General features: G+C 68.4%; 11 protein-coding genes and 1 tRNA gene. 6 read left to right on the forward strand and 6 right to left on the reverse strand.

Annotation, left to right across the window (positions count from 1 at the left end; genetic code table 11):
• Positions 1–99 precede the first annotated feature (99 nt).
• Genes VB777_RS03090 through glsA form a run of 5 tightly spaced genes read right to left on the reverse strand, consistent with a single transcriptional unit; the run spans position 100 to position 5,792 of the window.
• A complete protein-coding gene (locus VB777_RS03090) occupies positions 100–951 on the reverse strand; it encodes a cell division protein FtsQ/DivIB (RefSeq protein ID WP_197153773.1) in 852 nt (283 codons plus the stop codon).
• On the reverse strand, positions 948–1,358 hold the full coding sequence (locus VB777_RS03095; RefSeq protein WP_197153774.1) for a hypothetical protein: 411 nt from the start codon (positions 1,356–1,358) through the stop codon (positions 948–950). The genes VB777_RS03090 and VB777_RS03095 overlap by 4 nt, the downstream gene beginning before the upstream one ends.
• Positions 1,355–2,452 (reverse strand): D-alanine--D-alanine ligase family protein, encoded by a 1,098-nt coding sequence (locus VB777_RS03100; protein WP_197169606.1) that lies wholly within the window; start codon positions 2,450–2,452, stop codon positions 1,355–1,357. The genes VB777_RS03095 and VB777_RS03100 overlap by 4 nt, the downstream gene beginning before the upstream one ends.
• A 39-nt stretch (positions 2,453–2,491) precedes the next feature.
• Positions 2,492–3,916, reverse strand: a complete 1,425-nt coding sequence (miaB, locus tag VB777_RS03105; RefSeq protein ID WP_197153776.1) for a tRNA (N6-isopentenyl adenosine(37)-C2)-methylthiotransferase MiaB — start codon at positions 3,914–3,916, stop codon at positions 2,492–2,494.
• Positions 3,917–3,959: 43 nt separating this feature from the next.
• Positions 3,960–5,792 (reverse strand): glutaminase A, encoded by a 1,833-nt coding sequence (glsA, locus tag VB777_RS03110; RefSeq protein WP_323247058.1) that lies wholly within the window; start codon positions 5,790–5,792, stop codon positions 3,960–3,962.
• A 165-nt stretch (positions 5,793–5,957) separates the two neighbouring features.
• On the opposite strand from glsA, the gene VB777_RS03115 reads away from it, so the two are divergent.
• Both VB777_RS03115 and VB777_RS03120 read left to right on the forward strand, forming a co-directional pair.
• Entirely contained in the window at positions 5,958–7,064 is a 1,107-nt protein-coding gene (locus VB777_RS03115; protein ID WP_323247060.1) for a dipeptide epimerase, read from the forward strand.
• Positions 7,058–8,143, forward strand: a complete 1,086-nt coding sequence (locus VB777_RS03120; RefSeq protein WP_323247062.1) for a DUF1611 domain-containing protein — start codon at positions 7,058–7,060, stop codon at positions 8,141–8,143. The genes VB777_RS03115 and VB777_RS03120 overlap by 7 nt, the downstream gene beginning before the upstream one ends.
• A gap of 188 nt (positions 8,144–8,331) precedes the next feature.
• Here VB777_RS03120 and VB777_RS03125 read toward each other — a convergent pair.
• Positions 8,332–8,404 (reverse strand) — tRNA-His (locus VB777_RS03125).
• A 154-nt stretch (positions 8,405–8,558) separates the two neighbouring features.
• Between VB777_RS03125 and VB777_RS03130 the strand changes: the two genes are divergently transcribed.
• The 4 genes from VB777_RS03130 to VB777_RS03145 are packed head-to-tail and all read left to right on the forward strand — an operon-like array spanning position 8,559 to position 12,708.
• Positions 8,559–9,323 carry a hypothetical protein gene (locus VB777_RS03130; protein WP_197153779.1) on the forward strand — a complete coding sequence of 255 codons (765 nt, stop codon included), beginning with the start codon at positions 8,559–8,561 and terminating at the stop codon, positions 9,321–9,323.
• Between the two features lie 36 nt (positions 9,324–9,359).
• A complete protein-coding gene (locus tag VB777_RS03135; protein WP_231597710.1) occupies positions 9,360–9,803 on the forward strand; it encodes a DUF4359 domain-containing protein in 444 nt (147 codons plus the stop codon).
• Entirely contained in the window at positions 9,800–11,146 is a 1,347-nt protein-coding gene (locus tag VB777_RS03140) for a cytosine deaminase (protein WP_323247064.1), read from the forward strand. The genes VB777_RS03135 and VB777_RS03140 overlap by 4 nt, the downstream gene beginning before the upstream one ends.
• Before the next feature lie 17 nt (positions 11,147–11,163).
• Complete coding sequence (locus tag VB777_RS03145) at positions 11,164–12,708, forward strand: FAD-binding oxidoreductase (protein WP_323247065.1); 1,545 nt, start codon at positions 11,164–11,166, stop codon at positions 12,706–12,708.
• Positions 12,709–12,715 lie beyond the last annotated feature (7 nt).

Here is a 12,715-nt window from a genome sequence, read left to right on the forward strand (position 1 = left end):
CCGAATCGAACTGAACAGATTCCTGTTGAAACCCTGAAATGACAAGGGCCTGTGTGGGTGTGCTGGCCAAAACCAGCTCAGGAAACCGCCGTAGGCCTCTCACTGGGCACCGATCGGTACCGGCGCCGGTGCCCCCGGAGCATTGGCGGCCGACGCACCACGGGCTGGAGCCGGCAGGCCCAGTTCCGGTTGGTTCGGATCGCTCAGATCAATCGATTGCACCCGTCGGCCCTTCACCTGGGCCGGCAGCTCCTCTTTCAGGTGGCGCAGCACCGCCAGGCGGCGCTCCAACTGTCCGTCCATCGGACCCAGGCGGATGCGGCCAAGACTGGCCGTATCCAGCCAGAGGGAGCCATCCGGCTCGAAACGGATCTGGCGCAGATCTGGCCCAATCGCCTGGCGATTCTCCAGCAGCTGCGTCAGGGAGCCACGATGGCGTTCGTTCCATCCCACCACCTTGAGGCCCATCACCTCGGCCGACGGGACGCCGATCTTCTGGCGGGCACTCATCCAGTTCCCAAGACGATCCACGTAACCCTGCTCCAGGCCCTTGGGCGTGCGGCGTTCGGCACGGGCGACGGCCTGGCGATCCACCAGGTTGATGCGGAGTCGTGGCGGCAGCATCAGGCGACTCACCTGCACCTTCTCCACCGGCAGGGCCGCCGCAAGCCTCTCCATCAGGGCGTGGGGATGGACCGTCAGCAACGGCTGTGGGAAGCGCAGGCCGGCGGCCTGGATGGCCTGCTCGCGGCTCACCTGACGGCTGCCCAGTACCTCCACCTGATCAGGCCGGGTGAGGGTCCAGCCCTGGCGCAACAGGACGTAGCCCAGGCCGGCGGTGAGGCCGCTGAGCACCAACAGGCGCCAGGTGTTCCGGAGGCGTTCCTGGCGACGCTGGCGCCGCAGCTCACGCCGCCGTTCCACCCCCGGTTGCAGGGAGCCTGCTTTCACAGGTCGCAACGGGAACGCGCCATCAGTTCATCCATCCAGCGGCGGGCCCGATCGGCATCGGAGAAGGGCAGATCCATCTGCCGGCCATCGCCCACCAGCCGCAGCCGGCAACTGCCATGGCTCTCATCGGTGAGCGGCGCTTCACCGGAATGGAGCGACAGCAGCTCCACCAGTTCGAGCTGCTTGATCGGAAAGGCATCCGCCTGCTTGAGAGTGCCGGCTTCAAAACGGCTCCAGCTCAGCACCCCCTCTTTGAGCCGTGCGGCACCACAGCCATCCAGCTTGGCCAGTTCCGAACCGGCGGCCCAGGTGCGGAAGAGGTGCTGGCGACGCCGCTCCAGCCAGCCCAGGGCCGGCAGGAGAATGAAGATCAGCAGCAGGGGAAGCCAGAGCAGGCCGTGCGTCATGGGGTTGGGTCTCCAGCTGCCGATGCCATAGCCCATTCTCTCGCGCCCTGCACCAGTTGATGCAACAACTCCTCAAGCGGTAAGCCGCTGGCCTGCCACAGCATCGGGTACATGCTCTGGGAGGTGAAGCCCGGCAGGGTGTTGATCTCATTGAGCAGCAGCTCAGCACCAGCCTCGTCGTAGAAAAAATCCACCCGGGCCAGGCCTGTGGCCCCAACGGCGCGGCAGGCGGCGATGGCGAGGTTGCGGATCCGCTCACTCACCTCGGGTGCCAACGCGGCTGGGATCACAGTGTGGCTGAGACCTTCGCTGTATTTGGCGGTGTAGTCGTACCAGTCGGCATCAAAGCGGATCTCGCCCACGACCGATGCCTGCAACGGCCTGGCTCCACCCCCCAGCACGGCACATTCCAGTTCCCTGGCCACCACGCCCTGCTCCACCACGAGCCGGTGATCCAGGGCGGCGGCCTGGCGCAGGCCCTCGATCAGGCTTGGCCTGTCGACCGCCTTGCTGATTCCCACCGAGGAGCCCATGTTGGCGGGCTTGACGAAGCAGGGATAGCCGAGCTGCTGCTCCAGGCGGGTCCAGAGGGCCTCGGAGTTCTCAGCGAGTTCGGCGGCATCGACGCAGGCGTAGGGCACCTGGGGCAGGGCGGCGGCGGCAAAGGCGGCCTTCATCGCCTGTTTGTCCATGCCCACGGCGGAACCCAGCACGCCGGAGCCCACGAAGGGAACGCCCATCAGGGTGAACAGGCCCTGGATGGTGCCGTCCTCCCCATTCGGGCCATGCAACACGGGGATCCACACCTCCACCTCCAGAGCACCCGGTGGAAAGCCCTGGAAGCCTGGGCGGGAGGGCGCCTGGGGCAGGTCGCCGGGTTCGGCAGGTGTTCCCTTGGCCAGCACGGCTTCGGCCACGTCCGGCGGCCACCAGCGGCCCTGGGGATCGATGTAAAAGCAGCTGAGCCGATAGCGCTCGGCGTTGGCACCGCGGCGCAGAGCCGACACCACGGTGTTGGCGGAGCGGATCGACACGGCGTGCTCACCGGAGGCCCCCCCGAACACCAGGCCGAGGTGGGTGGGCGCGACGACCATCGAGGCAGAGAAGAGGGGCCAAAGGTATCAGCGATCGCTTCAGAGCACGGCGCCGCTGAGTGAAAAGGCACGCACCTGATCGATCCGCACCGAGACCAGATCACCAGGAGCTATCACGCTGCCATCAGGCCGGCTGGACGGGAAGAACGTCAGCCGGTTGGTGCGGGTGCGCCCCATCATCTGAGCCGGATCCCTGGGATTGGAGCCCTCCACCAGGATCTCTTCGCAGCGGCCGGCGTAGCGCGCACTCCGCTGTTTCGCCTGGGTCTCGACCAGGGCGTTGAGCTCCTGCAGGCGCTCCACCTTGACTGCTTCGCTCAGCTGGTCCGGCCAGGCGGCGGCGGGGGTGTTGGGTCGGGGGGAATAGGCGGCGGTGTTGACCGCATCGAAGCCCACCTCCTCCACCAGATCGAGGGTGCGCCGGTACTGGGCATCGGTCTCACCGGGGAAACCCACGATCACATCGGCGCTGATCGCGGCATCGGGCATGCGCTCCCGGATCCGGTCGAGGATGCGCCGGTAGCGCTCCACCGTGTAGCCGCGGGCCATGGCCCGCAGGACGTCGTTGTCGCCGCTCTGAAAGGGGATGTGGAAGTGTTCGCACACCTTCTCCAGGTCGGCGCAGGTGTCGATCAGGCGGTCGGTGAAATAGCGGGGATGGCTGGTGGCGAAGCGAATCCGCTCAAGGCCCCGCACGTCGTGCACGAAGCGGAGCAGATCCGTGAGGGTGTGCTGACGGCGCCCCTCGGGGGTGATGCCGGGCAGATCGCGGCCATAGGCGTCGATGTTCTGGCCCAGCAGCGTCACTTCCCGGTAACCCCGCGCCGCCAGCCCTTCCATCTCCAGGCGGATCGCCTCGGGGCGGCGCGACTGCTCAACGCCCCGAACCGAAGGCACCACGCAGTAGGTGCAGCGCTCGTTGCAGCCATAGATCACGTTCACCCAGGCGCAGACCGCACTGTCCCGCCGGGCCGTGGTGATGTCCTCCAGGATGTGGTGATCGCCGGTGGCCACCACCTGCTGGCCGCTCTCCACCTGGCTCAGCAGGGTGTCGAGCCGGTTGGCGTGCTGCGGACCCATCACCAGATCCAGTTCCGGCACCCGGCGCAGCAGCGCTTCCCCCTCCTGCTGGGCGACGCAGCCCGCCACCACCAGGGTGAGATGGGGGTTGGCGCGTTTGCGCTGGGCCTGACGGCCCAGGTAGCTGTAGACCTTCTGCTCGGCGTTGTCGCGAATCGTGCAGGTGTTGTAGAGCACCAGATCGGCCGTGTGTTCATCACGGCCGGGGGCGTAGCCCATCGCTTCGAGGATCCCTGCCATCCGCTCGGAATCCGCCTTGTTCATCTGGCAGCCAAAGGTGGTGATCCAGTAGCTGCCGCGTTGCTGTGGCTTTGCCGGGTCGAGCACAGGAGCAGAGAGCGGCTCTGCGGGGACGGGGTGTTGGGGGCGGGAGGGGGCCTGCATGACGCCAGTTTCGGACATCAACCGCCGTGGGGCTCTGGAAGGCTCAGCGCTGCTCCAGCAGCGAGAGCTGCTGGTTGGCACGCTGGAGCTTCAGGGCTAGATCCCCGTGCAGGGCCAGCAGGATCTCGATCACCAAATCCGGCCGCTCCTCATGCAACCGGTCAAAGGCCTCGCGCTGGAGCACCAGGCAGCTGCCATCTTCCTCGGCCACCATGTCCGCGGTGCGGGGTGTGCCATTGAGAAAGGCAATCTCCCCCACACTCACGCCGGTGCTGAATGTGGCAAAACGGATGCGTTTACCGGGTTGGAGTTCTTCACCGGCACTGAAGCAACCCGCCTCGATCAGGAACAGCTCCTGGCCGGCATCACCACGGCGGAACACCAGCTCACCCTTGGTGAAGGATCGCCGTTCCAGCAATGGTTCCAGGACCGCCCGACTGGCCTCCGGCAAAACCTCGAGCAGGTGGATCGTGTTGGACTCCAGGGCGTTTGGCGCGTCTTCCAGCCGCAGCTTCTCAAGGAGCAGGTTTTCCGCTGTTTCCAGGGCCGTGTCGAGGCTCGTGAACCAGTCGGGGGGAAGGGTGTCTGACTCCCCTGGCCAGAAACCCTCGAGATGCTCGCCCCGGCAGAGCAGGCAGCGGATGCCGCGCTGGGCCAGCAGCTCCAGTTGGTTCAGCACCAGGCCGGCGCTGATCGACGGCAGGCCCACCACCTGGGCCAGATCCATCACCACAAACGACTCGGAGATGACACTGGCCTCCAGGTGAGACAACAGTTCCTCCACCGCGGCGAAATCGAGCACCCCCTGCACCTGCAGCACCCGGATGCGCTCCCCATGACGATCGAGATGGCCGAATTCGGCGGCGCTCCGCCATCGGCGCGAGTAGCGGTTCTTGCCGGTGGCCGAGGAGCGGATCGTGGTGCCGCTGCGGGCGGGTTGGTCGAACAGATGGAGTTCCAGCCGATGGGAGAGCTCCTCACACACGGCGATGCCGCGGCTGGAGTTGCCGAAGGAATCGAGGGGCGGCGAGTAGACGGCCAGGCCCACCCGTCCGGGCACCACCGCCATCACACCGCCGCCCACACCACTTTTGGCCGGCATGCCCACGTTGTACAGCCACTGGCCGGTGTAGTCGTACATGCCGCAGCTGCCCATCACCGCCAGCACATTGGTGGTGATCGCCGGGTCCAGGGTGACCACACCGGTGCGTGGGTTGCGGCCCTGGCAGGCCAGGGTGGCCGCCATCACCGCCAGGTCCTGGCAGGTGACCTTCACCGCGCACTGGCGGAAATAGAGCTGCAGGCCGGGCTCCGGCGAGGCATTGATCACATCGAAGTTGCGCAGCAGATGGCCGATGGCCCGGTTGCGGTGCCCCGTGTCCCGCTCGGAACGGAATACCGCCTCATCCACCTCCAGGCGATGGCCGGCCATGTCCGAAAGGAAATCGAGCAGCATCGATTCGGCCCGCTCCGGATCGTGGGCCCAGATCTGGGCCGTGGTGGCAATGGCGCCGGCATTGATCATCGGGTTGCGGGGAATTCCGCTGACCGGATGGAGGCTGATGGCGTTGAAGGCGTCGCCGGAGGGCTCCACGCCCACCTTCGTCTGCATGTGATCGGCCGAGAGCAATTTCAGGGCCAGGCCGTAGGCGAACGGCTTCGAGATCGACTGGATCGTGAACAGTTTGCGGGTCTGTCCCACCTCGTAGACCCGGCCATCGGTGGTGGCGATCACGATGCCGAAGTCATCGGGATCAGCCTTGGCCAGCTCCGGGATGTAGTCAGCTGGAGCGCCGTCACGCAGGTTCAGGAAGCGGGCGTGTACCTCCTCCAGGATTTGCTGAATAGCCGAGGCGGTCGCATCGCTATGGGGCATGGAGTGAACAGGGCCGCAAAGGTGCGGATCGCAGGGGTCTGGATTGCCGTGATCTGAGGCCACCTCGGCCCGCGAATCTGTGCTTCCTGTTACCGATGTGGTGCCTCGTCGGTGATTGTGTCAGCGTGACTCCAATCTGACTGTCCTGACGGGCTGTTGGCTGGCATGCGCTGCCTGTTACACCGCTTCACCCTCACCAAGGCGGTGCCGCTGGCGATCAGCCGCGGCACTACGGCGGCGGTGCAGCACCTGCTGCTGGAGATCGAACATGAGGGCGTGATCGGTCGTGGGGAGACCGGCGGGTTCGACACCGGCCACCGCTGTTTCGAGACCGAGACACTGGCGGTAGAACTCGCGGCGTTCCTGCCCCGGATCGAGCCTCTGGCCCCCCAGCCGATGCAGGCCTTGCAGCCCCTGCTGGCAGACCTCTCACCGCCGGCGCGCTGCGCCGTCGACCTGGCCCTTTGGGATTGGTGGGGGCAGCGGCTGGGCCAGCCCCTCTGGCGCCTCTGGGGTCTGGACCGCCAGGCCGGCGAGCCCACCAGCGTGACCCTTGGCCTGGGAACGGTGGCGGCGGTTCTGGCACGGCTGGAGCGCTGGTGGGAGGCGATGCCGGCCAGCCGCATCAAGCTCAAGCTCGGCAGCCCCGATGGGCCGGATCACGACCGGCAGCTGGTGGAGGCGGTGGCAGTGGCCCTGGAGCGCCGCCGCCAGGTCACGGGGCAGCCCTGTGAGCTGCAGGTGGATGCCAACGGTGGCTGGGGCCTCGAAACGGCCCGGTCGCTGCTGCCCTGGCTGGAGCACCAGGGCGTGGTGCTGGTGGAGCAGCCCCTGGGGCCGCTCAGCGATCCGGAGGCGGACACGGCTGGCTTCGCCGCCCTGGAGCTCGACTGTCCGATGGCGCTGGTGGCCGATGAGAGCTGCTGGAATGTGGAGGATCTGCTGCGGCTGGCCCCCTACGTGGACGGCATCAACATCAAGCTGCTCAAGAGTGGTGGTCTGAGCGAGGCCCTGCTGATGGCCCGCACAGCCGAGCGGCTTGGACTGGGGGTGATGCTCGGCTGCTATTCCGATGCGGCCCTGCTCAACGGCGCCGCGTCCCAGCTGCTGCCACTGGTGCGCTGGCCCGATCTGGACAGCCACCTCAACCTTGTCGACGATCCCTTCCTGGGGCCAGACCTTGAGGGAGACCAGCTGCGGCCGTCCGATCGCCCGGGGATTGGGGTGGACGGAGGGCTTGCCGAAACCTCGCTAGGGGACCTGCCGTGCTGACGGACGACGCACCGATCGTGCTGCTGCAGCACGGCGGGCTCACGGATCTGGGCGGCAAGACCGGCCTGGCGATGCTGCGCTACCGCCATGGGCCGATCGTGGCGGTGATTGACCCGGAGAACGCCGGTCGCCGCGTTCAGGAGCTGACAGGAATCCCCCGGGATCTGCCGGTTCTGGCCAGCCTCCGTGAGGCGTTGCCGCTCGGACCTCGCGTGGCGGTGGTGGGTCTGGCCCCCGCCGGCGGCAAGTTGCCGCCGGCACTCTGGGGGGATGTGGCCGCGGCCCTGGAGGCGGGCCTGTGCGTGGCCAGTGGCCTGCACAGTCGCCTTGGCGACGATCCGGAGCTGGCGGCGCGGCTGCAGCCCGGCCAGTGGATCTGGGATCTGCGGCAGGAGCCACCCGGCCTGGTGGTGGGATCGGCCCGGGCGGCGACCCTGCCCTGCCGGCGGGTGCTGGCGGTGGGCAGTGACATGGCGGTCGGGAAGATGAGTGCCTGCCTGGAGCTGGTCGCCGCCGCAGGTAGGAGGAGTCTGCCGGCCCGGTTCGTGGGCACCGGTCAGGCCGGCATCCTGATCAGCGGCCGTGGCATTCCCCTTGATGCGGTGCGGGTGGACTACGCCGCCGGGGCGGTGGAGCAGGCCGTGCTGACAGCGGCGGATGGCCTGGACAGCCAGGGACTGCTTGTTGTGGAAGGGCAGGGATCCCTCTGCCACCCCGGCTCCACCGCCACCCTGCCCCTGCTGCGTGGCAGCCAGCCCACGGCCTTGCTGCTGGTGCATCGGGCCGGCCAGACCACGATCCAGCGCCACCCCAGCATTGCCCTGCCCGCGCTGGCCGAGCTGATCGCCACCCTGGAAGCGGTGGCTGCCCTGGGACGTCCGGGGCTCACACCCCCGCCTCGGGTGGCGGCGATTGCTCTGAACACCGCCCATCTCAGCGCCGATCAGGCCGCTGCGGCCATGGTGGCCGTGGAGCAGGAGACCGGGCTGGTCTGCGCTGATCCGGTGCGGGATTGGCCGGGTGCCGATCGGCTCCTGGATGTCCTGGGGGGCCAGCATCAGGAGACAGAGGCTTCCTGATCAGGACTTCGGGGCTGGTCCAACCGGCCCATGCACGATGCGTCTCAGACACGCTCCATGGCACAGGAATCGCCTGGTCCACCGAAGCCGGAGACGGAAAGCGAAACGACAAGGCACCCCTGCAGCGCTTGCGACTCGATCACGCTTCAGAGCAAAAAACCGGTGGACAAGCCACCGGTCTGAAAGAGGGCGAGCGAGGGGACTCGAACCCCCGAATAGCGGCGCCACAAGCCGCTGCCTTAACCACTTGGCGACGCCCGCCGTGGGTAGGCAGAACTTACATCAGCACAGGCTGCACCACAGCGCATGACCACCCTGCCGGGATGGCGTGCCGGCAGGGTGCCCTGGGACGAGTCAACCCATCGCCCGGCTCGGGCTCTAGCGTCCATGCCGATCCAATGCAGGTTTAGACCGCGTGGCTGCCGGTCGCTTCCCCTCCCCTGACCCACCCCCTGCCGGAGACGGTCTGGTCGCGAGACCCTTCCGCCTGGTCACGCCCTTGCTGGCCCTGTCCCTGCTGCTGAGCAGCTGTGCCCTGGCAGGGGTTGGGGTGAGTGAGGCTGGCCGGCAGCGTTGCCGCAACCTGGCCGCTGCTTCGGGACCTCCCCTGCTGGGGCCCTGGCGCGAGCTGCGCTGCCTGCCCGGTGTGGACAAGCGCCTGGCCTCAGAGGCAGCCCAGGAACGGCGGCGACGGGAGCAGGCTCAGCAACGGCTGCAGGCCGATCTGGCCCGCTGCCGTCAGCAGCGCCAGCCCATGCTCGCCTTGGTGACGGAGCTGCGCCGCACCCGGCAGACCCTCGCCGATCAGCGCCTGGAGGCTTACACCCCCGCACCACGACCACAGCCCCCTGATGAGGAGCTTGAGGCTCGCTATCGGCCTGAAGACCAGGAACTCGATCGGGAGCGTTACGAGGCGGCTCTCGCGGCCTGGAGGGAGGCGGAGTCGCAGCGGCGGCGACGCTGGGAGGCTCGCCACCGGGCGCGGCGGATGGTGCTGGAAGCCCAGCAGCAGCAACAGCTGGCCGAGCTGCGCCGCCGCAATCCCGCTCTCCTGAAAGGCGATGCGCTCCAGGAGCAGGCCGTTTCCCGCTACAGCCAGTGCCGAGCTCAGGACTTTCTCAAGGCCGATGCACCACCGGTTCCAGCCGGAGCCGCAGCGCCGGTCCCTCCCCAGAGCTGAACTTTGCGAACCTGTGCACCCGCGTCATCACCTCGCTTGCCCTCCCGATCGCTGACACCCTGGCTCGTGGGCCTGCCCGTGGTGCTCCTGGGGGTCGCTGGCCTGGCGGCCACCAACCCCGGCCCCGACGAGTTCGAACGGTTTGCCGGCGATCGGCTGGCGGCGATGGCTTCCGAAGAGCTCTGCAGCGAGAAGGGATTGCCGCTGATGATCCGACTGGTGATCAGTGATTGCCATGGCCTGGTCAGGGCCCAGCACGGAGTGCTCGGCCAGCTGGCCCGCAGCCAGAGTCGCCGCATCGATTTCGGAGTGGGCAGTCTCTACAGCACCGAGATCGGTGGCCAGCAGCTCCTGCCCAACTGGCGGCTGCCCCACTACACCGTCTCGACCCTGGCCATGGCTGGACACTTCTGGGTGCTTGAGGCCGGTGAAGAACGCCGCCCAGACCCGAAGGGTCAGGAGAAGGAGGCCAGGCGTTGAATCCCGAAGCCGGCCCTGACCAGACAGCCCCACCTAGCGCCCTGGACCTGCAGCTGCCGCGCCAGCTTCTCGATCCGGGCCTGACGGGCCTGCCCGCAGCGGATGCCGATGGACTGGTGGCCGTCCGTCTGCGTTGTGTCGATGGGCGTATCGCGGCCATCGAGGCCTGGCCAGGCTGCCCCCACCACGGGCTCGATCCCGCCGCCCTGCCCCTGGCCCTCACACCCCTGGTGGAACCCCACGCCCACCTCGATAAAGCCTTCAGTTGGGCGCGCCATGCCAACCGGTCCGGGACGATCGCCGGTGCCATGGCAGCCAATCGCAACGAGGCCAACGAACGCACCCAGGAGCAGATTCACGGGCGGGGCGAACGGGCCCTGGAGCGGGCCTGGCGGCAGGGCCTGCGGGCGATGCGCAGCCACATCGACAGCCTCGGTGCCTGGTGGGAGCCCAGCTGGCAGGCCCTGGAGGCGCTTCGCCTCCGCTGGGCCGATCGGCTGGAGCTGGAGCTGGTGGCCCTGGTGCCCCTGGCTCACTGGGGCACTCCGGCTGGCGAGGCCCTGGCGGCAAGGGTCGCAGCGACGGGTGGACTGCTCGGTGGTGTGCTCGGCCCGCCCTATCGCCCCAGCCGCGACGACCAGCGGGCCCTGGAGGCTTTGCTGAGGCTGGCGGAGCGCCACGGCTGCGGCATCGATCTGCACATCGACGAAAGCGACCAGGGTCAGGCCCGTGGCGTGCGGATGCTGCTCCAGGCACTGCGCCACCAGCCCTGTTCCGTGCCGATCACCTGCAGCCACGCCAGCAGCCTGGCGCTGTTACCGGAACGGCAACTGAGGCCCCTGCTCGATCAGCTCGCCGCCGCTGGTGTGGCCGTGGTGGCCTTGCCGGGCACCAACCACTGGTTGCTGGATCGCAGGCCGGGCTGCACACCGCGGCTGCGGCCCCAGGCGCCGGTGCGCCAACTGCAGGCCGCCGGGGTGCTGGTGGCCATCGGCGGCGACAACGTGCAGGATCCCTGGTTCCCCGGCAGCGATTTCGATCCGATCGAGGTGCTGCGCTTCAGCGTGGCCGCCAGCCATCAGGCCCCCTGGCTGCGCCAGGGGCTGGCTCCTTTCAGCACCGAAGCGGCGCGGCTGCTGCGTCTTCCCTGGGACGGGGTGCTGCGCCAGGGGGGGCCGGCGGACCTGGTCGTGCTGGCGGCCTGCTCCTGGAGCGAGGTGCTGGCACGCTCACCGCAGCGACGGGTGCTGCGAGGCGGTCACTGGTTGCCACCACCGCTGTCGCAGCAGCCGGCGGCCGTTCTGGCCAGTATGGGGGGCATGACCGCCCATCCCCGCCCCTGAGCTGATCACCTCCCTGCATGCCCTCGACAGACTCGCCGCAACCCAGCGCCCAGGCTCCCAGCCCAGCCGCCCACAGCACCTACGACGCCGCGGCCCTGCTGGCGGCAGCGGGACACTGTTCCGTCGACGCAGTGCGTGCCATCGCCGACGACCTGGCGCGGCATCACCCCGATCTGCCGCTGGTGGGCCCCCTGCCATCGGCCAGCGGTGATCAGGGGCCGCAGCAGGCGGACCAGACGGCTGCCATGGCCCGTGAGCTCCGGCGGCGCTCCAGCGACTATCACGACTACTCGCCGGTGCTGGTGCCGCTGCTCCAGAACCACAGCGCCCAGCTGGCGGTCAGCGCCAACTCCACCGATCAGGTGATGGCGGTGGCGGCAGCCTGTGCCCGCCATGCCGTGCCACTGACGCTGCGGGGTGCCGGCACCGGGAATTACGGCCAGTGCGTCCCCCTGGCTGGTGGGGTGGTGCTCGATCTCTCCGGCCTGAACCGCTTGCGACGGGTCGATCCCCACAGCGGGGTGATCACGGCGGAGGCCGGTTGCCTGCTGGCCCCCCTGGATCAGCAGCTGGCCGGCCATGGGCGGGCGCTGCGCCTGGTGCCCAGTACCTACCGCACCTCCAGCCTGGGTGGTTTCATCGCCGGTGGCTCCGGTGGTATCGGATCGCTGCGCTGGGGCTTTCTGCGGGATCCAGGCCATCTGCTCGGGCTCGAGATCGTGACCCTGGAGCCGGAACCGCGGCTGCTGCAGCTGGATGCGGAGGCCAGCCGCCCGCTCAACCACGCGTACGGTACCAATGGCATCCTCACCGCCCTGACCCTGGCGACCACCGAAGCGGTGGCGTGGCAGGAGCTGGTGGTGGGGTTCTCCCACTGGCAGGACGCCCTGGCCGTGGCCCAGGAGTTGCCAACCACGGCGCTGCTGCTCAATGCCCTCTGCCTGCTGGAGGCACCGATCGCCGAACGCTCCCCCTGGCCGCAGGGGTGTCCGTCGCCGCAGGCGGGAGAGCATCGGCTGCTGCTGCTGGCCGCCCCCGACAGCCTTGATCTGCTGCCGCACTGGCTGGCCCAGCGAGGTGGCAGTGTCTGCTGGCAGGCGCCCCAGGGTCAGAGCCGTGGACTGCCCCTGCGGGAGCTCACCTGGAACCACACCACCCTGCACTGGCGGTCCCATACCCCTGGCTGGACCTACCTGCAGATGCTCCTGCCCCAGCCGGAGGGGCCAGCGCTGGAGGCCTTGCGAGACAGCTGGGGCGGCGATGTGCTCTGGCACCTGGAGGCCGTGCGGCAGTCCGGCGCGGCGCGGCTGGCAGGGCTGCCGCTGCTGCGCTGGCACGACAACGAACGCCTGCAAGCCCTGATGGACCATTGCCGCAGCCTTGGAGCGCTGATCTTCAATCCGCACGTGATCAGCGTCGAGGATGGCGGCCTTGGCGTGGTCGATACCGATCAGGTGGCGGCCAAGGCCCTCTACGACCCTGCCGGCCTGCTCAATCCCGGCAAGCTGCGCGGCTGGTATCTGGATGCGGCCCGATCAACGGGCGCCTCCAACGCCGCCTGATCATGAA

The sequence above is a fragment of the Synechococcus sp. CCY9202 genome (genome assembly GCF_034931685.1).
Lineage (GTDB): Bacteria > Cyanobacteriota > Cyanobacteriia > PCC-6307 > Cyanobiaceae > CBW1002.

What these genes read in the sequence shown, in the direction of transcription:
- VB777_RS03095 (WP_197153774.1), bottom strand. Translation starts at nt 1,358, where the DNA reads ATGACGCACGGCCTGCTCTGGCTTCCCCTGCTGCTGATCTTCATTCTC.
- VB777_RS03100 (WP_197169606.1), bottom strand. Translation starts at nt 2,452, where the DNA reads ATGGTCGTCGCGCCCACCCACCTCGGCCTGGTGTTCGGGGGGGCCTCC.
- miaB (WP_197153776.1), bottom strand. Translation starts at nt 3,916, where the DNA reads ATGCAGGCCCCCTCCCGCCCCCAACACCCCGTCCCCGCAGAGCCGCTC.
- glsA (WP_323247058.1), bottom strand. Translation starts at nt 5,792, where the DNA reads ATGCCCCATAGCGATGCGACCGCCTCGGCTATTCAGCAAATCCTGGAG.
- VB777_RS03115 (WP_323247060.1), top strand. Translation starts at nt 5,958, where the DNA reads ATGCGCTGCCTGTTACACCGCTTCACCCTCACCAAGGCGGTGCCGCTG.
- VB777_RS03145 (WP_323247065.1), top strand. Translation starts at nt 11,164, where the DNA reads ATGCCCTCGACAGACTCGCCGCAACCCAGCGCCCAGGCTCCCAGCCCA.